This is a genomic window from Kiloniellales bacterium (assembly GCA_030066685.1).
GTDB lineage: Bacteria > Pseudomonadota > Alphaproteobacteria > Kiloniellales > JAKSBE01 > JAKSBE01.
On record JASJBF010000065.1, the window covers coordinates 1 to 19,802 of the forward strand.

General features: G+C 69.3%; 20 protein-coding genes, 1 tRNA gene and 2 pseudogenes. 13 read left to right on the top strand and 10 right to left on the bottom strand.

What is annotated here, in order from left to right; all coding sequences use genetic code 11:
* The first annotated feature begins 138 nt into the window (after positions 1-138).
* Entirely contained in the window at positions 139-1,038 is a 900-nt protein-coding gene (locus tag QNJ30_27360; GenBank protein ID MDJ0947185.1) for a DUF1848 domain-containing protein, read from the top strand.
* A 13-nt stretch (positions 1,039-1,051) separates the two neighbouring features.
* On the opposite strand, the gene grpE is transcribed toward QNJ30_27360, so the two are convergent.
* Together grpE and hrcA are read right to left on the bottom strand one after the other, a co-directional pair.
* Positions 1,052-1,783 carry a nucleotide exchange factor GrpE gene (gene grpE / locus QNJ30_27365; protein ID MDJ0947186.1) on the bottom strand — a complete coding sequence of 244 codons (732 nt, stop codon included), beginning with the start codon at positions 1,781-1,783 and terminating at the stop codon, positions 1,052-1,054.
* 44 nt (positions 1,784-1,827) lie between these two features.
* Positions 1,828-2,904, bottom strand: coding sequence for a heat-inducible transcriptional repressor HrcA (hrcA, locus tag QNJ30_27370; protein ID MDJ0947187.1), 1,077 nt, complete (start codon positions 2,902-2,904; stop codon positions 1,828-1,830).
* A gap of 157 nt (positions 2,905-3,061) precedes the next feature.
* Between hrcA and rph the strand changes: the two genes are divergently transcribed.
* The 3 genes from rph to hemW are packed head-to-tail and all read left to right on the top strand — an operon-like array spanning position 3,062 to position 5,617.
* On the top strand, positions 3,062-3,778 hold the full coding sequence (gene rph, locus QNJ30_27375; protein MDJ0947188.1) for a ribonuclease PH: 717 nt from the start codon (positions 3,062-3,064) through the stop codon (positions 3,776-3,778).
* Between the two features lie 20 nt (positions 3,779-3,798).
* Positions 3,799-4,410, top strand: a complete 612-nt coding sequence (gene rdgB / locus QNJ30_27380; protein MDJ0947189.1) for an RdgB/HAM1 family non-canonical purine NTP pyrophosphatase — start codon at positions 3,799-3,801, stop codon at positions 4,408-4,410.
* Positions 4,403-5,617 (top strand): radical SAM family heme chaperone HemW, encoded by a 1,215-nt coding sequence (gene hemW / locus QNJ30_27385; protein ID MDJ0947190.1) that lies wholly within the window; start codon positions 4,403-4,405, stop codon positions 5,615-5,617. The genes rdgB and hemW overlap by 8 nt, the downstream gene beginning before the upstream one ends.
* Before the next feature lie 167 nt (positions 5,618-5,784).
* On the opposite strand, the gene QNJ30_27390 is transcribed toward hemW, so the two are convergent.
* The gene (locus QNJ30_27390; protein MDJ0947191.1) at positions 5,785-7,188 is read right to left on the bottom strand and encodes a penicillin-binding protein activator; all 1,404 of its coding nucleotides are present in this window, start codon (positions 7,186-7,188) and stop codon (positions 5,785-5,787) included.
* 176 nt (positions 7,189-7,364) lie between these two features.
* Between QNJ30_27390 and QNJ30_27395 the strand changes: the two genes are divergently transcribed.
* The 5 genes from QNJ30_27395 to QNJ30_27415 all read left to right on the top strand — a co-directional run bounded on the left by QNJ30_27395 (position 7,365) and on the right by QNJ30_27415 (position 10,975).
* On the top strand, positions 7,365-7,745 hold the full coding sequence (locus QNJ30_27395) for a YraN family protein (protein ID MDJ0947192.1): 381 nt from the start codon (positions 7,365-7,367) through the stop codon (positions 7,743-7,745).
* A gap of 80 nt (positions 7,746-7,825) precedes the next feature.
* Positions 7,826-8,455, top strand: coding sequence for a BON domain-containing protein (locus QNJ30_27400; protein MDJ0947193.1), 630 nt, complete (start codon positions 7,826-7,828; stop codon positions 8,453-8,455).
* A gap of 27 nt (positions 8,456-8,482) precedes the next feature.
* Positions 8,483-9,331 (top strand): transglutaminase-like domain-containing protein, encoded by an 849-nt coding sequence (locus tag QNJ30_27405; protein ID MDJ0947194.1) that lies wholly within the window; start codon positions 8,483-8,485, stop codon positions 9,329-9,331.
* 79 nt (positions 9,332-9,410) lie between these two features.
* Positions 9,411-10,385, top strand: a complete 975-nt coding sequence (gene gshB, locus QNJ30_27410) for a glutathione synthase (GenBank protein ID MDJ0947195.1) — start codon at positions 9,411-9,413, stop codon at positions 10,383-10,385.
* A gap of 41 nt (positions 10,386-10,426) precedes the next feature.
* Positions 10,427-10,975 (top strand): gamma-glutamylcyclotransferase family protein, encoded by a 549-nt coding sequence (locus QNJ30_27415; protein ID MDJ0947196.1) that lies wholly within the window; start codon positions 10,427-10,429, stop codon positions 10,973-10,975.
* 730 nt (positions 10,976-11,705) lie between these two features.
* Here QNJ30_27415 and QNJ30_27420 read toward each other — a convergent pair.
* A complete protein-coding gene (locus tag QNJ30_27420; GenBank protein MDJ0947197.1) occupies positions 11,706-12,722 on the bottom strand; it encodes a patatin-like phospholipase family protein in 1,017 nt (338 codons plus the stop codon).
* Between the two features lie 14 nt (positions 12,723-12,736).
* Positions 12,737-12,862 (bottom strand): annotated as a pseudogene (locus QNJ30_27425) (ClpX C4-type zinc finger protein).
* Between the two features lie 363 nt (positions 12,863-13,225).
* On the opposite strand from QNJ30_27425, the gene QNJ30_27430 reads away from it, so the two are divergent.
* A complete protein-coding gene (locus tag QNJ30_27430; GenBank protein MDJ0947198.1) occupies positions 13,226-13,570 on the top strand; it encodes a hypothetical protein in 345 nt (114 codons plus the stop codon).
* A 36-nt stretch (positions 13,571-13,606) separates the two neighbouring features.
* On the opposite strand, the gene QNJ30_27435 is transcribed toward QNJ30_27430, so the two are convergent.
* Positions 13,607-13,906, bottom strand: a complete 300-nt coding sequence (locus QNJ30_27435; GenBank protein MDJ0947199.1) for a hypothetical protein — start codon at positions 13,904-13,906, stop codon at positions 13,607-13,609.
* Between the two features lie 309 nt (positions 13,907-14,215).
* Between QNJ30_27435 and QNJ30_27440 the strand changes: the two genes are divergently transcribed.
* Entirely contained in the window at positions 14,216-14,821 is a 606-nt protein-coding gene (locus tag QNJ30_27440) for a hypothetical protein (protein ID MDJ0947200.1), read from the top strand.
* A 98-nt stretch (positions 14,822-14,919) separates the two neighbouring features.
* Here the strand turns inward: QNJ30_27440 and QNJ30_27445 are convergent, their stop codons facing one another.
* Positions 14,920-15,207 (bottom strand): hypothetical protein, encoded by a 288-nt coding sequence (locus tag QNJ30_27445; GenBank protein MDJ0947201.1) that lies wholly within the window; start codon positions 15,205-15,207, stop codon positions 14,920-14,922.
* A gap of 488 nt (positions 15,208-15,695) precedes the next feature.
* On the opposite strand from QNJ30_27445, the gene QNJ30_27450 reads away from it, so the two are divergent.
* Entirely contained in the window at positions 15,696-17,222 is a 1,527-nt protein-coding gene (locus tag QNJ30_27450; GenBank protein ID MDJ0947202.1) for a YifB family Mg chelatase-like AAA ATPase, read from the top strand.
* A 55-nt stretch (positions 17,223-17,277) separates the two neighbouring features.
* Here QNJ30_27450 and QNJ30_27455 read toward each other — a convergent pair whose 3' ends face one another.
* From QNJ30_27455 to QNJ30_27465, 3 genes are all read right to left on the bottom strand, one after another.
* A complete protein-coding gene (locus QNJ30_27455; GenBank protein MDJ0947203.1) occupies positions 17,278-17,943 on the bottom strand; it encodes a Fic family protein in 666 nt (221 codons plus the stop codon).
* A 5-nt stretch (positions 17,944-17,948) separates the two neighbouring features.
* A complete protein-coding gene (locus tag QNJ30_27460) occupies positions 17,949-18,146 on the bottom strand; it encodes a hypothetical protein (protein ID MDJ0947204.1) in 198 nt (65 codons plus the stop codon).
* Positions 18,147-18,998: 852 nt separating this feature from the next.
* Positions 18,999-19,072 (bottom strand) — tRNA-Ala (locus QNJ30_27465).
* A gap of 176 nt (positions 19,073-19,248) precedes the next feature.
* Between QNJ30_27465 and QNJ30_27470 the strand changes: the two are divergent.
* Positions 19,249-19,584: pseudogene (locus tag QNJ30_27470) on the top strand (ATP-binding protein).
* The last annotated feature ends 218 nt before the right edge of the window (positions 19,585-19,802 follow it).

A 19,802-nucleotide genomic window follows, 5' to 3' on the forward strand; every position in this document is an offset into this window, starting at 1 on the left:
TGGCCGGAGAGTTCATCTGGCCCAGCGACGCGCTGCGCTACTCCGGCGCCGGCCTGGCCGTCCTCGCCGGCCTGCTCTACCTCTTCTTCCGCTGGCTGGGCCGCCGGGCGGGCGGCCGCGAATGGCCTTGACCGCCGCATGATTGTCTCGGCCAGCTACCGCAGCGACATCCCGGCCTTCTACGCCGAGTGGTTCGCCCGGCGCCGCGCGGCCGGCTTCTGCCGGGTCGCCAATCCCTACGGCGGCGCGCCCTACCGGGTGCCCCTGGCCGGGCCGGAGGTCGAGGGCTTCGTGTTCTGGACCCGCAACGTCGGCCCCTTCCTGCCGGTCCTCGAGGACCTGGCCGCCGAGGGCCTGCCCTTCGTGGTCCACTACACGGTGACCGGCTATCCCCGCGCCCTGGAGCCGGCGGTCCCGGAGGCGGCGCGCGGTGTCGCCCTGATCCGCGAGTTGGCCGCGCGCTATGGGCCGCGGGTCGCGGTCTGGCGCTACGACCCGGTGATGATCACCGGCCTGACCGAAGACGCCTGGCATCTCGAGACCTTCCGGCGGCTGACCGGGGCCCTGGCCGGGGCCTGCGATGAGGTCGTGCTGTCCTTCGCCCAGATCTACGCCAAGACCCGGGCCAATACCGAACGCGCCGCCCGGGCCGAGGGCTTCACCTGGCAGGACCCGGAACCCGAGGCGAAGCGCGCGCTGCTCGCCGAGCTGGCGGCGATCGCCCGGGCCGCCGGGATCACGCCCAGCCTATGCGCCCAGCCCGAGCTTTCGGGCGCCGGGCTGCGGCCGGCCCGCTGCATCGATGCCGATCGCTTGTCGGAGGTCGCCGGCCGCCGCATCGCAGCCCGGCAGAAGGGCAACCGGCCGGGCTGCCTCTGCGCCGAGTCCCGCGACATCGGCGCCTACGACAGCTGCCCTCACGGCTGCGTCTATTGCTATGCGGTGCGGCGGCAGGACCTGGCCAAGGCGCGTTACAAGGCCCAGGATCCGGAGTCGGCCTTCCTTGGCCCGGCGCCGGAACGCGCGGCACGCGGGTGATCCGGCGCGACGGTCAGACCGCCGTGTCGATCCGCTGTCCGGGCTTGGCCTCACCCCCGGCGGCGCCCGGCGTCTCCTCCGCCGAAGCCTCTCCGGCCGGCGGGGGCGGCGCGCTGGCGTCGGCCGTCGCAGGCGCCGCCTTGAAGACGCCGACCCGGGCCGCGCGCAGCAGGCGGTCGTGGAGCTTGTATCCGACCTCGATCACTTGGGCCACGGTGCCCGCCGGCTGACTCGAATCCGGCACCTCGAACATCGCTTCATGGACGTTCGGGTCGAACTTCTCGCCCAGCGGGTCGATGATCTCGACGTTGTGCCGGGCAAAGGCTTCGCTCAGGCTCTTCTCGGTCATCACCACACCTTCGAGCAGGGCCTTGAGCTGCGGCTCGGCCTCGGCCGCCTCCGCGGAGACGCTCTCGATGGCGCGGCGGAGATTGTCCCGTACCGCCAACAGGTCCTCGGCCAGCGGCTTGACCGCGTAGCGGGCGCCGTCCTCGCGTTCGCGCTGCGCCCGGCGCCGGACGTTCTCGACCTCGGCCAGGCTGCGCAGCAGCTGATCCTTCAGCTCGGCCTTCTCCGCCTCCAGGGCTGCGATCACCTCCGCCGCCGCGTCCGCGGGCTCGGCCTCGGCCGCCTCTGCTGCGGGTGCGGCTTCGTGCTTTGCCTCCGTCGACTCGACGGGCTCCGCCGCCGGGGTCTCTTCCTCGCTGCCTTCGCCCTGCGGCTTGGCGTTGTCGTTCGACGCCATCTGTCGTTCCGTCCTCCGTTACGCCCTGGGGATCTACGCCGATGTCAGCCTATGAGGCGGCCGATGACCTGCGCCGTGTAGTCCACCATGGGAATGATCCGCGCGTAGTCGATTCGGGTCGGCCCGATCACCCCGATAGCGCCGACCACGGTGTTCTCCGAATTGGAGTAGGGGGCGATGACCAACGAACAGCCGGTCAGGCTGAAGAGGTCGCTCTCGGCCCCGATGAAGATCTGCACCCCCTGGGCCGAGTCCGTCAAGGTCAGAAGCCGCAGCAGGGATTCCTTGGTCTCCAGCGCGGTGAAGAGCTGGCGCACCCGCTCCAGGTCCTCGACCGCGGTGATGTCCTCCAGCAGCTGGGCCTGGCCGCGTACGATCAGGGCGCCGCTGCGCTCCTCGCCGCCGCCCCAGAAGGCCAGGCCGGCCTCGATCAGCTTGCCGGTCAGCTCGTTGAGCTCGGCACGCTGGGTCTCCAGCTCCCGTCTGATCTCCTCCTGGGCCTCGCTCAAGCGCCGCCCGACCAGGCGCGAGGTCAGGTAGTTGCTGGCCTCGACCAGAGAAGAGGCCGGCAAGCCGACCGGGACGTCGATGATCCGGTTCTCGACCACGCCCGAGCCGCTGACCAGCACGACCAGCGCCCGCCCGGGGCCGAGCGAGACGAACTCGATGTGCTTGAGGGTCTCCTCGGCCTTGGGCGCGACCACCAGGCCGGCGCAGCGCGACAGCCCGGAGAGGGTCTGGCTCGCCTCCTCGAAGACCTCGGTCAGGCTGCGCCCGGCGCCGCTGCACTGGGCCTCGATGCTCTCGCGCTCGGCTTTGGTGAGATTTCCGTGCTCGAGCAGGCCGTGGACGAAGAGCCTAAGGCCGAGCTCGGTCGGCAGGCGGCCGGCCGAGGTGTGCGGCGCGAAGAGCAGGCCGAGGTCCTCCAGGTCCGCCATGACGTTGCGGATGGTCGCCGGCGAGAGGTCCATCCCGAGCTGGCGCGAAAGGGTGCGCGAGCCGATGGGTTCGCCAGTCTCGACGTAGGCGTCCACGATATGCCGGAAGACCTCGCGCGAGCGCTCATTCATGCCGCTCAGCGTCTCCAGGTCAGGTCGGTTTGCTGGCACCGCTTGCGTCATCTTCCCACCGCCGAATACCTGCACAAAATCTAGGTTCGACCCCCCGAAGCGTCAACGTGGGCGCGTTGATGCAGCCCCGCTCTATGGACGGGGCGGCCGGCTTCCACTAGCCTGCGCGCCGTCCGATAGAAAAGTCTTAACGAAAGAGGCGCCAGGAATGCGACCCTCCGGCCGCGAGCCCGATCAACTGCGCGAAATCAGCCTCGAGACCGAGGTCAACAAGCACGCCGAGGGCTCCTGCCTGGTCCGCTTCGGCGACACCCACGTGCTCTGCCTGGCCAGCGTCGAGGATTCGGTGCCGCGCTTCATGAAGGGCAGCGGCCGTGGCTGGGTCACCGCCGAATACGGCATGCTGCCCCGGGCCACCAATACCCGCGGCGACCGCGAGGCGGCCCGCGGCCGGCAGAGCGGCCGGACCCTCGAGATCCAGCGCTTGATCGGCCGTTCGCTGCGCGCCGTGACCGACCTCACCGGCTTCGGCGAGCGCAGCATCAAGGTCGACTGCGACGTGATCCAGGCCGACGGCGGCACCCGCACCGCCGCGATCACCGGCGGCTACGTCGCGCTGCACTTGGCCTTCCGCTTCATACAGGAGATGGGCGCCATCAAGGCGCTGCCGCTGATCGACCAGGTCGCCGCGGTCTCCAGCGGCCTCTACAAGGGCGCAAGCGTCCTCGACCTGGACTACGACGAGGACAGCGCGGCCGAGGCCGATGCCAACTTCGTCATGACCGGCAAGGGCGGGATCGTCGAGATCCAGGCCACCGCCGAGGCCGACCCCTTCGACCAGGCGCAGTTCGACGCGTTGCTGGTCCTGGCGCGCCGAGGCATCGACGAGCTGGTTTCGATCCAGAAGCGAGCCCTGGGGATCTGATGTTGCGGAGGCCGGAGCCAATGACGGCAGGCAAAAAGGGAATCGAACGCCTGGTCATCGCGACCCACAATCCCGGCAAGCTGCGCGAGATCGCAGAGCTGATCGCGCCCTTCGGGGTCGCGGCGGTCTCGGCCGGCGATCTGGGACTGCCCGAGCCGGAGGAGACCGGCGCCGACTTCGTCGAGAACGCCGTGCTCAAGGCCGTGGCCGCCGCGGAGGCCTCGGATCTGCCGGCGCTGTCCGACGATTCCGGCCTGGAGGTGGCGGCCCTGGGCGGCGACCCCGGGATCTACTCGGCGCGCTGGGCCGGACCGGAGCGGGATTTCCGCATCGCCATGGAGCGCGTCGAACGGGAGCTCGCCGGCAAGCAGGATCGCCGCGCCGCCTTCGTCTGCGTGCTCTGCCTGGCCTGGCCGGACGGCGAGGTCATGAGCTTCGAGGGCCGCTGCCACGGCGGGCTGGTCTGGCCGCCGCGCGGCGAGCGGGGCTTCGGCTACGACCCGATCTTTCGGCCCGAGGGCCACGACATCACCTTCGGGGAGATGGCTCCGGCCGAGAAGCACCGGATCGACCACCGCTCCCGCGCCTTCGCCAAGCTGGTGCCGGCGGTCTTCGGCGCGCCCGATGGCTGACGGCCGCGCAGAGGCCGAGGACGATCCCGGCTTCGGGCTTTACGTCCACTGGCCTTTCTGCCGGTCCAAGTGTCCCTACTGCGACTTCAACAGCCACGTCCGCGAGTCCATCGACCAGGCCCGCTGGCGCGCCGCGCTGCTGCGCGAGCTCGAACACGCCGCGGCCGGCAGCGCGAGGCGCAGGCTGACCTCGATCTTCTTCGGCGGCGGCACGCCCTCGCTGATGGCGCCGGAGACCGCGGCGGCGGTCATCGAGCGCGCCAAGGCCTTGTGGCGCCTCGACCCCGAGGCCGAGATCACCCTGGAGGCCAACCCGACCTCGGCGGAGGCCCAGGCCTTCCGCGGCTTCCGGGCGGCCGGGGTCGATCGCCTGTCGCTCGGGGTCCAGGCCCTGGAAGACGACGCCCTGCGCGCCCTGGGGCGGCAACACGGCGCCGCCGAGGCGCTGGCCGCCCTGCGCCTGGCCCGGCAGGTCTTTCCACGGGTGTCCTTCGACCTGATCTACGCCAGGCCGGGGCAGGACTGCACCGCCTGGCGGGCCGAGCTCCGCCGCGCCCTCGCCGAGGCGCCCGGCCACCTCTCGGTCTACCAGCTGACCATCGAGCCGGGCACCGCCTTCCACGCCGCGCAGCGCCGCGGCGAGCTGGTCGTCCCGGACGAGGAGACCGCCGCGGCCCTCTTCGACGCCACCCAGGAGGTGCTGGACGCGGCTGGCCTGCCGGCCTACGAGGTCTCGAATCACGCCCGGCCGGGCGAGGCGAGCCAACACAACCTGACCTACTGGCGCTACGGCGACTACCTGGGCGTCGGGCCAGGCGCCCACGGCCGGATCACCCGGGCCGGACGGAAGCTTGCGACCCGACGGCACCGCGCCCCTGAGGCCTGGCTGAAGCTGGTCGAGACCCGGGGCCACGGCACCCGCGAGGAGGCCGTGCTGGACGGCGAGCTGCGCCTGGCCGAGATGGTGATGATGGGGCTGCGCCTCGGCGAGGGCATCCCGCGCGGCCGCTTCCGCCGCGAGTTCGCGGCCGCCCCGGAAGCGATCTTCGATCCCGCCCGCATCGAGAGCGCGGCCGAAGCCGGCTACCTCGAACTCGACGCGCAGGGCTTGCGCGCGACGGCGGCCGGACGGCGCCGCCTCGATGCCTTGATCCCGCATGTCCTGGACGGGGCGAAGTTGAGTACGGTCAGGGCAGCGGAGGCATAGAACCTTCTCTCCGACCTGCCAGGCGGTTTCCCCTCACCCTCCCACAGCGCTGCCGCGCTGCGGACCCCCCTCTCCCACGGGGAGAGGGATGTGGAGGCTTGGCGAGGCGGCCAGCCGAGCCTTAGCCGGAGCCGGGTGAGGGGCGGCTCGTCTGATCGGCAAGTGCGCTAATTCACCAGGCGCTGGAAGCTCTGCGGCGCGGGGTCGACCACCTCCAGCTCGCCGGGGCGCATCTCCATCACCGCCAGGCCGCGCTCGGCGAGGCCGTTGGGCAGGAACCGCAGGATCCCGTCTATGCCCGAGAAGCCGCTCGGCTGGGTGATCTGCCGGCCGGCGAAGGCGGCAGGATTGCCCCGCGCCTCGGGCCGGGTGACCAGCAGAACCGCGAGGGCCGTGGCGTCGTAGGCCAGGGAGGAGAAGCGCGGCGGCTGGCTGCCGTAGGTCTCCAGGTAGCGGGTCCGAAAGCCCTCCCAAGAGCTCGGCGGCGGCGCCGCGAACCAGCCGCCGACCAGCGCGGGCTCGCGCGACAGCTTGACGTCGTCCCAGAGGTTGGTGCCCAGGAAACGGACCTTCTTGGGATCGACGTCGTAGAAGGGCAGCAGCGGCGCGATGGTCTGCAGCCGGATGCCGCCGAGCGGCAGCAGGACCGCATCGAAGCCCGGCTCGCCGAGCGTGTCCAGGGTCTCCAGCCGGTCAAGCTGCTCGACCACCTCGGGGTCGGCCTCGGCCTCGCCCTCGGTCTGGCCCTCGAGGGACTTCTTCTGGCGCTCCAGGGCGACGCGGCGCTGGTCGTAGTCGGAGATCTGGCGCACCGCGGCCGAGACGTCGCGCTCCGCCGGATCGAAGAACCCGACCTTGGTCAGCTCGGCGCCGTTGCGCGCGACCGCGGCCGAGAGCGCGGCCACGACCGCGTTGCCGTAGCGCGACCGCGGCGCGAGGACGGCGAAACGGCGCAGGCCCTGCTGGCTGGCATAGGCGACCACGCGGTCGACCTGGGCCGCCGGCGGCAGGCCCATCAGATAGACGCCGTTCCCGGCCACGGCGGGATCGTTGGAGAAGGCGAGCACCACGACCTGGCGGGCCCGCGCCTGGGGCGCCGCGGCCGCGACCGAGGTCGCGAAGAAGGGCCCGACCAGCAGGGCCGCGCCCTCCTCCAAAGCCGAAATCGCCGCGGCCTGGGCGCCCGCCGGCGTCCCCTTGGTGTCGCGGACGATCAGTCCGACCTGCGTCTGGCGGGAATCGAAGAGCGCGAGCTGCGCGGCGTTCAGCAGCGCCGTCCCCAGCGGCGCCTTGGGTCCGCTGAGCGGCAGCAGGAGGCCGATGCGGGTCTGTCCCGAGGCGCCCGCCCCCAGGATCGGCGAGACGTCGATCCCGCTCGACAGGGGGCCGCCGCCGACGGCACCCGGGCCGGCCTCCGGCAGTTCGAGCGAGAGCTGCGGCTGCGCCGATCCGAGCACCGGCTCGACCGTCGTCCCGCCGGGCGGCGGTGCCGGGTCGCCGCCCTTGCCGCTCGAACAGGCGGCGAGGGCGAGGACGACAAGCGCTCCCGCAGCGGGACGTCGGAGAGGCATGATCAGATTCAAGGCTCGTGACCCAGCAAGCGGCCCTCGGAACGGTCCGTGCCCGGGCGCGGACCGACGAAAAACCTAGCGCCCGCAAGGCAGCAAGTAAATCGCCGCCTTGACGCCCGGACGGCGTGCGTCGGCGGGGGCACAGAAGCCGCTCAATGTGGCAAGATGGAGGCGCGATGGCGAAGCGAAACCGCAAGGGGGCGGAGCTCCGGGGCCGCTGGGCCGAGGCCCTGGCCGCTTGGCGGCTGCGCCTGACCGGCTACCGCATCCTCGCCCGGCGCTTCCGCGTGACGCAGGGCGAGGTCGACCTGGTGGCCCGCCGCGGGCGGGTCCTGGCAATGGTCGAGGTCAAGGCACGAGCCGACGCGGGCAGCGCCGCCGACGCCCTGCAGGCGCGCCAGCGCCGGCGGATCGAGCGCGCGGCTTTGGCCTTTCTGCAACGCCATCCGGAATTCGCCGCCCTGCGCCTGAGATTCGACATGATGCTCATTGTCCCGCGGCGCTGGCCGCGTCACATAATAGACGCTTGGCGGCCTGCGGGCGGCGGGTCTATCTAGCCGCCTGTGACATCGACGTGTCCCGCCCCGATTCCCGGCCTTCGGGTCGGCCTTACCCGCGGACAGGAGGAGAATCAGACATGTTTCCTGTCGTCTACCGATCCACCGGAGTCCTTCGCCTGGCGGTGCTGCTGGCGGCGCTGGGCGGCTTGAACCCCTCCGCCTGCGCACCGGTCGCCGTGGCCGCCGGCGCCGGCGCCGGCGCGGCCGTCGGTGTGGGCCTCGCCCAGGAAAAGGGCGCCGCCGCCGCTGCGCGGGACGTCCGGATCCGCACCGAGATCAACGGCCTCTGGCTGCAGACCGACGAGAACCTGATTTACGACATCGAGCTACAGGTCCAGGAGGGCCGGGTGCTGCTGACCGGCTCGGTCGACGACCCCGAACTGCGGCTCAAGGCGGTCCGGCTGTGCTGGCAGGTCGACGGTGTCCAGGAGGTGATCAACGAGATCGAGATCTCCGACAAGTCGGGCTTCGTGAACTACACCCGCGACGTCCAGATCTCGACCGAGCTGCGCTCGACCCTGCTGGTCGACGGGGAAATCAGCTCGATCAACTACTCGATCGAAACCGTCAACCAGACCATCTATCTGATGGGCGTCGCCAAGAGCCAGGACGAGCTCGACCGGGTCATCGACCACGCCCGCAACATCGAATACGTCCGCCGGGTGCGCAACTACGTAAGGGTCAAGGAACCGGAAGACGAGACCTGAAGCCATCGCCTAAACACGTAGAGCGCCATGGAGACCCCGAAGATCGCCCGCGACCCTCAGAACGAGCTGCGCCGCCTGGGCGGGCTGGCCGAAGATGCGATCGACTTGGCCGAGGCGGCGCTGCTCCTGGCCGACCTGGAGCGGCCGGGCGGCGACCTGGGCCGCTACCGCCACCACCTCTCGTTGCTGACCCGCGACACCGCGGCGGCGGCCGATGGCTTGGACGCGGAGGACTCGCTGGAGGCCCGGGCTGCGGCGCTGCGCCGGGTTCTGGTCGAGCGCTACGGCTACGAGGGCGACGCCGCGACCTACGACGACCTGCAGAACGCCAACCTGATGCGGGTCATCGACCGGCGCCGCGGCCTGCCGGTCGCGCTCGGGATCCTCTTCCTCCACGCCGCCCGGGCCCAGGGATGGCAGGCGGCGGCCCTGAACTTCCCGGGACACTTCCTGATCCGGCTCGAGCTCCACGGCGAACGCCTGATCCTCGATCCCTTCCACCAGGGCCGGATCTGCGAGACCCGCGACCTGCGCGACCTGCTGAAGTTCGCCCTGGGCTCGGAGGTCGAGCTCGGCCCGGAGCACTACGCCGAGGTCGGCAACCGCGGCGTTCTGCTGCGCCTGCAGAACAACATCAAGCAACGCCTTCTGCAGGCCGAGGACCTCGAGCGCGCCGTGGCGGTCATGGAGGCGATGCTGATGTTCGCGCCGGACTCCTCCGAGCTGTGGTGCGACCTTGGCCTGGCTCAGGCCCGGCTGGGCAGCCTGCGCGGCGCCATCCTGGCCCTCGACAACTTCGTCCAGCTTGGCGGCCGGGACCCGCGCCGGGCCGAGGTGCTGGGCCTGCTTCAGCAGCTGCGCCGCAAGCTGAACTGAGCCTGCCCTTTGCCGAGACCTGAGGACCCGAAGGCGGTATAGTCCCCGTCCCGATCGGAGCCAGGAAACCCAGCCGGCCATGAGCCTTCGCGTCGCCTTTCAGATGGACCCCTTGGCGGGCATCGACATCGATACCGACTCGACCTTCGTGCTGGCCCTCGAAGCGCAGAACCGGGGCCACGAGGTCTATCACTACCTGCCGCAGGACCTGGCCTTCGGGGCCGGCGCCGTGCGCGCCCGGGCCCGGCCGCTGGAAGTCCGCCGCAAGACGGGCGACCACTTCACCCTGGGCCCGGAGGAACGCCTCGACCTGCGCGACATCGATGTCGTGCTGCTGCGCCAGGACCCGCCCTTCGACATGGCCTACATCACCACCACCCACCTGCTCGAGCACCTGCACCCGCGGCCGCTGGTGGTCAACGACCCGGCCGAGGTCCGCAACGCGCCGGAGAAGCTTTTCGTCACCAACTTTCCCGACCTCATGCCGCCGACCCTGATCAGCAGCCATCGTGAGGAGATCCTGGCCTTCCGCGCCGCCCAGGGCGACATCGTGATCAAGCCGCTGTTCGGCAACGGCGGCGCCGACGTCTTCCACATCCGGCCCGAGGACGACAACCTCAACGCCCTCTTGGAGATGTTCACCCGGATCTACCGCGAGCCGATCATGGTTCAGCGCTACCTGCCGGAGATCCGCCAGGGCGACAAGCGCATCATCCTGATCGACGGCGAGCCGGCCGGCGCGGTCAACCGGGTGCCGCCCGAGGGCGAGGCCCGCGCCAACCTGCACGTCGGCGGCCGCGCCGAGAAGTCGGCCCTGACCCCGCGCGAACAGGAGATCTGCGCCCGCCTCGGCCCGACCCTGGCGGAGCGCGGCCTGGTCTTCGTCGGCATCGACGTGATCGGCGACTACCTGACCGAGATCAACGTCACCTCGCCCACCGGCCTGCAGGAGATCGACCGCTTCGACGGGGTCTGCCTGGAGGGCCTGATCTGGGACGCCATTGAGGCGCGCCTGGCGCTGGTCGAGGAGGCCGGCCGCGGCCTGGCCGGCTGATCGCGGCCGAGGCCGGATCGCCGAGGCTCGGTCTCGCCCCGATGCGCTTCTTCTTCTTCGGCAGCCTGCGCGACCACGACATCCTGGAGGTGGTGATCGGCCGGTCCTTTCCCCGCCGCCCCTTTCCGGCCGGCCACCTGCCGGACCACCGGCTGGAGCGCATGGCCAAGGAGACCTTCCCGCTGCTGGTCGCAGCGCCCGGCGCCCAGGCGCCCGGGATCGTGGTCGAAGGCCTCGAGACGGCCGACATCGAGCGCATCCACTTCTTCGAATCGGTCGAGTACGAGCCGCGCCTGCACACCGTCGAACTGGCCGCGGGCGGCACCCTGGACTGCCATCTCTTCGCCGCCACCCCGGTGGCCGGCGTGACCGGCGAGTACTGGCACTACGACGACTGGGCCGCGCGCCACAAGGCCAAGGAGCTGCGCGAGGCTCGGCTCTGGATGGCCTTCCACGGCCGGGTCACGGCCGCGGAGGCCGACCGCCTGTGGAACGAAGCGGTGGCCGGCGACCGCGCGCTCGAGGATCTGGTCGCCGAGGTGATCGGCGTCTCCGGAGCTGCCCCCGGACGCGGCGGCGGGGGCTCGTGACCTGGCGTGGCGATTCGACCCGCTAACGCCTGACCTGGCTCGACGGGCGAGGAGCTGTCTTGCGGACCGGCGCCACCCGTCACCTCGACCAGCAGGGCCTCGGCCACGGTGTCGAGGCGGCCTATGCAGCGCACCCGCCGCCTGTCGCCCGCCGCCGCCGCATAGGGCGGCGCGATCAGGGAAACCTCGAGCTCGACGACCTCCAGCAGCTTGCCGCCGATGTCTTCGAAGCGGCTGGTCCAGAAATGGCCTTTGGGCTGGAAGGCGTTGCGCAGGTACCAGCCGGCAGCGTCCCCCGCCGGGGCGCCCGCCGTCAATTCCCGGACCACCCGGTCGAAGAGCGCGGCGCAGGCGTCGCGCGTGCGGCCCTTTTCCGGCACCTGCAGGGACAGGAACAGCGTCACGCGGCCGCGACGCCAGTCATAGATGGTGCCGGCCTCGGGCGGCGCGCCGCCCGCCCCCGGCCCGACGAGCCGAAGGCCCGCCCGTTCGATGTCACGATCGAGCTGGGCCAGACACCAATCGAAGAGAGTCAGCGGCTCCGCCATCAGGCGGTGCAGGATATCGGGCGTCTGGGCCCGCGCCGGGTCGGCCGCCGCGAGCGCCAGCAGCAGGGCCGCCGGGGCCAAGGCGCGCAAGGCTCTCATATCGCCCCCCTGAAGCTGTCGGCGCCGAATGCGCGGTTAGGGTTTGAGCCGCACAGGGCAGGGCCAGGGAAAGCTGGTCGGGCTCAGCCGGACGTCTGCAAGGAGTCGTGGAGCCGCGGCAGGATCCGCTCGACGCAGTCGCGGCCTTCGGCGATGGCGTCCTCGGCACGATTGAAGTCCATCAGCCGGATGTGGCCCAGGCGCGGCTCCAGCAGAACCTCGGGCGGGTCGCCGGCCATGCGGCTGCGGGTGATCTGGTTCTGCATGATGCTGATGGAATCCGCGACCACGTCGAAGTAGGAGGGGCGTTCCCGCTCGCCGTCGAGGAGTTGGACGAAGAGCCGCTCGGCCCCGCCGCGGATGCCGCTCGGGATCTCCTTGGTCAGACGGGCCAGGAACTTGGAACCCGAGGTGTCGATCCCGCGCCGCGCCTTGCCCGCGGCACGGCCGCGGCGCCGGGCCGCCCGCTTGCCGGCGAGATCGCTGTTGAGGTTGACCGCGATCACGTGGTCGGCGCCCAGGGCCCGGCAGAGCGAGACCGGAACCGGGTTGACCAGGGCGCCGTCGACCAGCCAGCGGTCGTCGCTGGCCGCCGGGCTGACCAGGCCCGGCAGCGCCACCGAGGCGCGCACGGCCTGGAACAGCGAGCCCTCGCGCAGCCAGACCTCCCGGCCGGTCGCAAGGTCCGTGGCGATGGCGCCGAAGGCGATCGGCAGGTCCTGGATCTCGACGTCCTCCTGGCGCTCGGACATGAAGCGCATCAGGCGGTCGCCCTCGATCAGGCCGCCGCCGGCAAAGCGCAGGTCGAAATGGCCGAGGATCTCACGCCAGTCGAGCTGCCGCGCCCAGGGACCCAGATCCCCGATGTGGCCGGTCACCAGGGCGGCACCGACGAAGGCCCCGATCGAGCAGCCGGTGACCACGTCCGGCTCGACCCCGGCCGCGGTCAGGGCCTCGACGACGCCGATGTGGGCCCAGCCCCGCGCCGCGCCGCTGCCGAGCGCCAGACCGATCCGGGGCGCCTGGCGCGCCGGCGGCACAGGGCCTGGCTTCGCCTCCTTCGGTGCCTTGCGGGCACGGCGGCGTTCCGCGGCGGCCATCAGTCCTCGCCCAGCTTCTTCTCGACCCGGGTGATGTCGGCGCAGATTTCGACGCAGTCATCGCAGATGAAGACATCCGGGCCCGCGATCAGCTTCGCGACCTCGTGCTGGCCCTTGCCGCAGAAGGAGCAGTGCTGGGTCTCGGTGTCCGCGCCGCCTCGCTCGGATCTCCGGCCGTCTTGCGAGTCGCCTCCGGCCTGCGCCGCGGCAGCCCCGTCGCGGTCGCCGGCGAAGCGCCCGGCCGTCCTCCGGGTGTTGACCTCCAGGATCAAGCCTTTGATCTCGGCGAGCTTCCGGTCGACGTCGCTGAAGAGCTCGACGATCTTCTCGAAGCCCTCCTGCGGGCCGTGCTCGTCCTTGGCCATAACGCTTCTCCAGGTTCCGGCACTCCGGCGAGCCCAGGCGCCCGGCCTCGTCGGGCCGCTGGGCTCTGGGATGCCACCGGCGGCGCCATCCCTACCGTCCAGACGCCTGACATACCATATCAGGACCAGGGTGACGCGATGAGATCACGCAATCACAGGCTGCTCGGATGGCTCCTCGCCGCGGCGCTGCTGCTGCCGGGCATCGCAAACGGCCAGGACAGCTGCATGGGCCGCGACGAGGCCATCACCTGGCTCGAGACGCGCTTCGGCGAGCGGGCGATCGGCCGGGGTTTCGCCGACGACGGCCGCGTGATGTTCGAGGTCTTCGTCGGCCCTAAGGGCACCTGGACGCTGCTGGTCTCGACCCCCGAAGGGCCGAGCTGCATCATCGCCGACGGCTTCGATTGGCAGCAGCTGACACCACGGCCAGAAGGCGCGGCGGCCAAGGCGGCGCGGCCATCCCTGCAAGCCGGGCCGTTGTGATTGCGGTCCGGTCCGGCGCCCTGAATGCGGCCGCGATTAGAAGTCGAAGGAGCGCCAGTCGTACTTCTCGACCATCTTGGCGACACGGTCGGGGCGGAAGCGGCCGGTCTGCTCCCAGTCCTCGCGCTGCTGCGCCTGCCGGGCGTCGAGCTGCGGGGTCGCCGGCAGCCGGCCCCGATTCTTGGCGGTCGTGACGAAGACCCAGGCACCCTCCTCCGGGGTCGTCTTCTCCGCCTGAAGGGTGGCGGCGGCCTCGACCAGGGTCTTCTGGGAGATCGTAAAGGTGCGATAGCCCAGGGCCTTGATCGAGCCGTTGAAGCGAAATCCATAGTACACGACGTCACTCTCCCTCTGTCGACGCGGTCATCGCCGTGTCGTTATTTTATCTTTCGTTAACCTTATTCGCTCTAATCAGTATTTTAGGGGTATCGATTCGAACTAGCTTAATAAAGTGTTACCAGAATACAAGAGCGCGGTCACCTGGTACTTCCGACTCACCCTGCAACCCTACCTGGCCGAGCACCGCATCGGCGTCGTGCGCTTGCTGCCGACGGCGCCCCGGTATCGCGGCGTCCCCGCTTCCGTGATAGCCTCATCCTGGGTTGCAGAACCCGCGCCTGCACCACATCACGTTGAGATCCTCCCATGAGCACTCGATTCGCTAGCCGGCTCTGGATGGCCTGGTCCCTGGTTCTTCTGGTGGCGATGGCCGGCGTCTCCTGGCACGCGGCAAGGGCGACGGCGCCCTTGAACGGCCGGGAGGTCGTCGCACCGGTGCGCGGCGGCCTCGAGAGACTTAAGGCCGCCGGACCTCGGATCGAAGCCATCGCGATCGAAGCGGAAGGCTATTCGAACGAGCTTTCTCGCATCGCTCAGAGGCAGTTACCCCGGTCGCCCTTCGGACTTGAGGAGCCGCCTTTCCTGCAAGAGATGAGGGCGAGAGAAGAAGGGCTTCTTGCCGCTTTGACCGGGATACGAGATCAATTACGGGACTCCAAGCGACAGCTTGTCGATCTGCAGAGTCAGTTGGACACTCTGGAGTCGTCGATGCAAGCCGACCTTGACGGTCTCCAAAATCAAATCGGACTCTTGCAAGAAGTCTCCGATGCTCAGCGCGATTTGACCGGCTTCGCTCTGGCGGTTATCGCTGCGCTCGGGGCGCTCTCAACCCTTGTTCTGGCACGGCAGGCGGAGCGGCGGGCAGGGCGGCAAACGGGAGGTGAAGAGACTGCGGGCGCCGAGTCCCGATGATCGCCGCGCAGGCCTCGGCTGCCGCGACGCGGCACGAAAATAGGGGCAGGACCCTGGAGCCCCACCCCTCCGCCACGTTGGCTCTGTGACCCGGCCGGTCAGGCCTTGAGGTCGACGGCCTCCACGATAAAGCGGCCGCGCCCGCGGCGCACGGCATAGGCGCCGCCCCGAGGAATACGCACCTTTTCCATCAGGGGGCTCAGGGCGTTCTCGATCAACTCGATGTTGGGATCGGTCGCCCCGCTACCGTTGGCCTGCTGAGCGAGCCATTTGATGAAAGCGTCCTCCGCGATCTGGTCCCCGAGGGACTTTCTCAGCGCATTCAGCTTGCGAACCTCTCCCTTGCTCAGGGACTTTTCATCGATTGCAGTCTTGGCCTTGGCCATCGTTTCCTTCTCCTATCGTAGGGGGTACCCAACATATTTCTGGATTTTCCGGCAAGATCAAGCCCGCAAATGGGCTAGAACGGGAAAGACTAGTCAGAAGTGCACGCCGCTTAAAGAGAGTCGTCCTGTCGACGGATAACGCGGCAGCACGAGCACGTTGTTCACGCCCGGGACCGGCCGTCCAAGGGGCCGGCAAGTTCGGCGATGCCATCGCGTTTCGCTTCGTGCCGGTCAAACAGACGCCGGCGATGGCCCGGCGAAAGATCGCGCGCCCTCGCGGCGCCAAAGCGTCTTGCCGCCGCCCGTGTCGCCGGTGCGCTTTTTCCTCTTCCTCGCCTGCATCGCCGAAACGCCCGGTCTGCGCGCCGGCCACCCGGCCGCTGGCCAAGCCGGGGCTCTGCCACTAGGCTCTACCGGCGGTTGCGGCGCACCCGGACGACGCGGTGCGGGCCGGCCGCCGCGGGGAGTCGGCGGGAGGGGGATCGCCCATGGTGGCGCGGGCCAGGACGGTGGCGTTCCAGGGCATCGAGGTGGTCGACGTCGACGTCCAGGTCCAGATGGCGGCCGGCATGCCGGTCTTCACCGTGGTCGGCCTGCCCGACAAGGCGGTGGCCGAAAGCCGCGAGCGGGTCCGCGCCGCCCTCGGCGCCCTGGGCCTGGGCCTGCCGCCGGACCGGATCACCGTCAACCTGGCGCCCGCGGACCTCCTGAAGGAGGGCAGCCACTTCGACCTGCCGATCGCGCTCGGCCTGCTGGCCGAGATGGGCGTGCTGCCGGCGGAGGAGGTCGGCGGCTACCTGGCCCTGGGCGAGCTGGCCCTGGACGGCCGGGTCAGCCCGGTCGCCGGGGTTCTGCCGGCCGCCCTGCACGCCTCGGCCGCCGGGCTGGGCGTGATCTGCCCGGCCGTCCAGGGCGGCGAGGCGGCCTGGGCCGGCGGTGCCGAGGTCCTGGCGCCGGAGACCCTGCTGGCCCTGGTCAACCACTTCAAGGGCAGCCAGGTCCTGACCCCGCCCGAGCCCAGGGTCGCCGAGGCCGCCGTTGCGGCCCTCGACCTCCAGGACATCAAGGGCCAGGAGACCGCCAAGCGCGCCCTGGAGATCGCCGCCGCCGGCGGCCACAACCTCTTGATGATCGGCCCGCCCGGCGCCGGCAAGTCGATGCTGGCCCAGCGCCTGCCCGGGCTGCTGCCGAGCCTGACCCCGGCCGAGGCGCTGGAGGTCTCGATGATCCACTCGGTCGCCGGGCAGCTCGAGGGCGGCCGGCTGCTGCGCCGGCGCCCGTTTCGCGACCCGCACCACTCGGCCTCCCTGCCGGCCCTGGTCGGCGGCGGCCTGCGCGCCAAGCCGGGCGAGGTCTCCCTCGCCCACCTGGGCGTGCTCTTCCTCGACGAGCTGCCGGAGTTCGCCCGCGCCACCCTGGAGGCCCTGCGCCAGCCGCTGGAGACCGGCCGGGTCTCGATCGCCCGGGCCAACGCCCACGTCACCTATCCGGCCCGGGTCCAGTTGGTCGCGGCCATGAACCCCTGCCGCTGCGGCCACCTGGACGACCCGGCCCTGGCCTGCAGCCGGGCGCCCAAGTGCGCCCAGGACTACCAGGCGAAGATCTCGGGCCCGCTCTTCGACCGCATCGACCTCCACGTCGAGGTCCCGGCGGTCGCCGCCGCCGACCTCTCCCTGCCGCCGCCCGCCGAGGGCTCCGAGGCCGTCGCCGCCCGGGTCACCGCCGCCCGCGGGCGCCAGAGCGCCCGCTTCGCGGCCCTGGAGGCCGAGCCCGCGCCGCGCTGCAACGCCGAGGCCGACGGCAGTCTCCTGGAGGAGATCGCCGCCCCCGACGCGGAGGGCCGCGCCCTCCTGACCCGGGCGGCGGAGAAGATGAAGCTCTCGGCCCGCGGCTACCACCGGGTCCTGCGCGTCGCCCGCAGCCTCGCCGACCTCGACGCCAGCGACCGCGTCCGCCGCCCCCACATCGCCGAGGCCCTCTCCTACCGTCGCGTGGTGCCCTGGGCAGGGGCGTGAGACAGCGCTCTTCGTTCAGGAATCACAAAGGCATCAAGGGTGACGGAAGTGGTGCCTAAGCTGTTGTACCTTCCTCAGAAGCCTGTTGGACCGCATTGTAGAGTTGCGTAGCCAACATTCCCTCAAGAAGCTCCTCCATTGCAGAAACATCTACGACCTCATCCTTCCAAGGCTCGTCGGCAGCCTCTAGAGCGTCGTAGTACGGGACTTTGTCGTCTGCAATTTGATCCGGGATTGTTGGCGTCCCCGCCAGCAGCCCGTTGAGCCTAGTGTTTAGGACCACGTACATCGCTGCACGGGCTGTCCGGCCATTCCCATCGGCAAATGGGTGTATCCAGTTGAGGCGCCATAGGACATAAGCCGCTAGATGGATTGCGCTCGATACTTCCCAGTTATCGTTGACGTAACGGCAAAGGGCATCGACGTGTTCCGCAACGTAGTAATGCTCCGGAGGCTGGTGATTGCTCTTCCCGATTTGTACCGGTGTGTTCCGATACGTTCCTGCTAGAGCATGAATCCCTTCAAGGGCTGCATGATGCAGTTGGAGGATGTGACGTGGCGCCAGCCTGAAGGGACGTTCTGGATCTTGGATGTGTTCTCGGATGATGTCGGTTGCGAGCCGGAACTGATGAACACCGTTTTCAGCTTCGCGACGTGCCTTTTCGTCAGGATCAGTAATCAGTTCCTGTGGTTGCGCAATACTGTGGCGGTCGGTGGGCACGCCTGTCAGTTGTCCCCATCGCGCTTCGGTGTCTGAGCTTCCTCAATCTGCTTATCAACCTCGGCAACAAGTTCCCGCGTTATGCGGTCGTTTTCAATGTGGGTATTGCCATATACGAAGCTCTGGCGCTGCGCGCGCTCGTCATCCGCCGTCATGGCGATCTTTCGTGCCTTTTCAACCAGCTTCTCTAGGTCTGTTGGCATAGTATTCATCCTCCCGAATCGGACGGCAGCTTAGCTGCCTCGAATCATGGATTGCAACTCTTTACAAGGACCTAATCCACTAGCTCTCCGGATCAAGCCAAAAAACCGTGTGCTCCACGCTCTCGCGCTTCAGTGGCATGGCCACTCCATTCGCGAGAATGGAGCCCAACCTTCGCTGACAGCGCCTCACACTGATGCCTCCCTGCCCATGCACGCTGTGGATTAGGCTCAGCACGTGCCGGCCAAAGCGGCGGAGATGCCGTCATACTTGCCCCATCAAACTGAAGGTCGCGCCACTAAGAAACACATCGCGGCAGATCTCCTCGAAACCATGCCGCTTTGGCCATCGCGCGCCCTGCCCATCGCCTTCCCACACGCGGAGGCACACCGCAGTCATCAACCTGCTCGCCTCATGCCCGCCGAAGGTCAGCGGTCCTGCAGAAACGCCCAGAATGTCTGCCGAAACGGTTCTCAAAGATCAGCAGCCCCTGACGCTTTGTCCGCCTCTTCTGCAATGTCTTCAGGTCTGAGAACACCGCTTCGCTTCAGCTCGTCAATCTCACGCGTGATCAGATATCGGGCCACATCTGTTGGGCTTGTGCCATAGCCGTGCTTTGCGAGCACACGCAAGCATGCATGGTGGTGGTCCGAGAGGCGAGGCTGGATCTTCGGATTGGCCATAGGCCCAGAGGCTAGCACCCGGCGTCAATCTGATCAGTATCCAATTGGCATCCAATTGGCATCCGATTGGCATCCACAAGATGCTTGACGAAATGTTCACCGTTCCCCAATATCTAGGGGTGAACTGGTTCTGACAGAAAAAGAGCGGCCACAAAGACCGCTCTTGAGGTGAGGCCCGGGTCGGAATCGAACCGACGTCCACGGGTTTGCAAGGCCACGTCGCATAGCCATTCTGCCACCGGGCCATTGAAGCGCCCTGCTCAGTCGAGCAGGGCGCTTTGCTTCTGTGGCAGGATGATGACTCGAAGCGCTGACGGAATCAACAGCTAGTATGTGGGCTACTGCGGACCCGCCTACATGTTGTGTTTATCCTCAAAGGATCCCATCCACATCTGTGGATAACTTCGCCGACAACAACCCCCTGATGATCGGCCCGCCCGGCGCCGGCGAGTCGGTACTGGCGCAGCGCCTTCCCAGGCTGCTGGCGCCCCTGACCCCAGCCGAGTCCCTGGAGGCCGAGCCCGCGCCGCGCTGCAACGCCGAGGCCGACGGCAACCTGCTGGAGGCGATCGCCGCCCCCGACACGGAGGGCCGCGCCCTCCTGACCCGGGCGGCGGAGAAGATGAAGCTCTCGGCGCGCGGTTACCACCGGGTCCTGCGCGTCGCCCGCAGCCTCGACGCCAGCGACGGCGTCCGCCGCCCCCACATTGCCGAGGCCCTCTCCTACCGCCGCGTGGTGCCCTGGGCGGGGGCGTAGAGCCGGACCGGCGGCCGCTCCGCATCGCGATCGAGCCCTTGGCTGAGATCGTGCGACGGCCCACTCGATTCATGCGGAAATGCCCCGGAGACCGGCCTCGAAACTCGTCCTTGAGTCCGCGAGAAGACGCCCAATATCTGGGTGGGCGGCATTCAGGGTGTGACCACGGGATCAATTCCTCGGCCCTACAGGAGGCGCTGGTGGCAAGCACCCAAACG

Excerpts from the sequence above, each read along its gene's own strand:
- QNJ30_27360 (MDJ0947185.1), top strand. The coding sequence starts at position 139 with ATGATTGTCTCGGCCAGCTACCGCAGCGACATCCCGGCCTTCTACGCC.
- grpE (MDJ0947186.1), bottom strand. The coding sequence starts at position 1,783 with ATGGCGTCGAACGACAACGCCAAGCCGCAGGGCGAAGGCAGCGAGGAA.
- hrcA (MDJ0947187.1), bottom strand. The coding sequence starts at position 2,904 with ATGACGCAAGCGGTGCCAGCAAACCGACCTGACCTGGAGACGCTGAGC.
- rph (MDJ0947188.1), top strand. The coding sequence starts at position 3,062 with ATGCGACCCTCCGGCCGCGAGCCCGATCAACTGCGCGAAATCAGCCTC.
- rdgB (MDJ0947189.1), top strand. The coding sequence starts at position 3,799 with ATGACGGCAGGCAAAAAGGGAATCGAACGCCTGGTCATCGCGACCCAC.
- hemW (MDJ0947190.1), top strand. The coding sequence starts at position 4,403 with ATGGCTGACGGCCGCGCAGAGGCCGAGGACGATCCCGGCTTCGGGCTT.
- QNJ30_27390 (MDJ0947191.1), bottom strand. The coding sequence starts at position 7,188 with ATGCCTCTCCGACGTCCCGCTGCGGGAGCGCTTGTCGTCCTCGCCCTC.
- QNJ30_27395 (MDJ0947192.1), top strand. The coding sequence starts at position 7,365 with ATGGCGAAGCGAAACCGCAAGGGGGCGGAGCTCCGGGGCCGCTGGGCC.
- QNJ30_27400 (MDJ0947193.1), top strand. The coding sequence starts at position 7,826 with ATGTTTCCTGTCGTCTACCGATCCACCGGAGTCCTTCGCCTGGCGGTG.
- QNJ30_27405 (MDJ0947194.1), top strand. The coding sequence starts at position 8,483 with ATGGAGACCCCGAAGATCGCCCGCGACCCTCAGAACGAGCTGCGCCGC.
- gshB (MDJ0947195.1), top strand. The coding sequence starts at position 9,411 with ATGAGCCTTCGCGTCGCCTTTCAGATGGACCCCTTGGCGGGCATCGAC.
- QNJ30_27415 (MDJ0947196.1), top strand. The coding sequence starts at position 10,427 with ATGCGCTTCTTCTTCTTCGGCAGCCTGCGCGACCACGACATCCTGGAG.
- QNJ30_27420 (MDJ0947197.1), bottom strand. The coding sequence starts at position 12,722 with ATGGCCGCCGCGGAACGCCGCCGTGCCCGCAAGGCACCGAAGGAGGCG.
- QNJ30_27430 (MDJ0947198.1), top strand. The coding sequence starts at position 13,226 with ATGAGATCACGCAATCACAGGCTGCTCGGATGGCTCCTCGCCGCGGCG.
- QNJ30_27440 (MDJ0947200.1), top strand. The coding sequence starts at position 14,216 with ATGAGCACTCGATTCGCTAGCCGGCTCTGGATGGCCTGGTCCCTGGTT.
- QNJ30_27445 (MDJ0947201.1), bottom strand. The coding sequence starts at position 15,207 with ATGGCCAAGGCCAAGACTGCAATCGATGAAAAGTCCCTGAGCAAGGGA.
- QNJ30_27450 (MDJ0947202.1), top strand. The coding sequence starts at position 15,696 with ATGGTGGCGCGGGCCAGGACGGTGGCGTTCCAGGGCATCGAGGTGGTC.
- QNJ30_27460 (MDJ0947204.1), bottom strand. The coding sequence starts at position 18,146 with ATGCCAACAGACCTAGAGAAGCTGGTTGAAAAGGCACGAAAGATCGCC.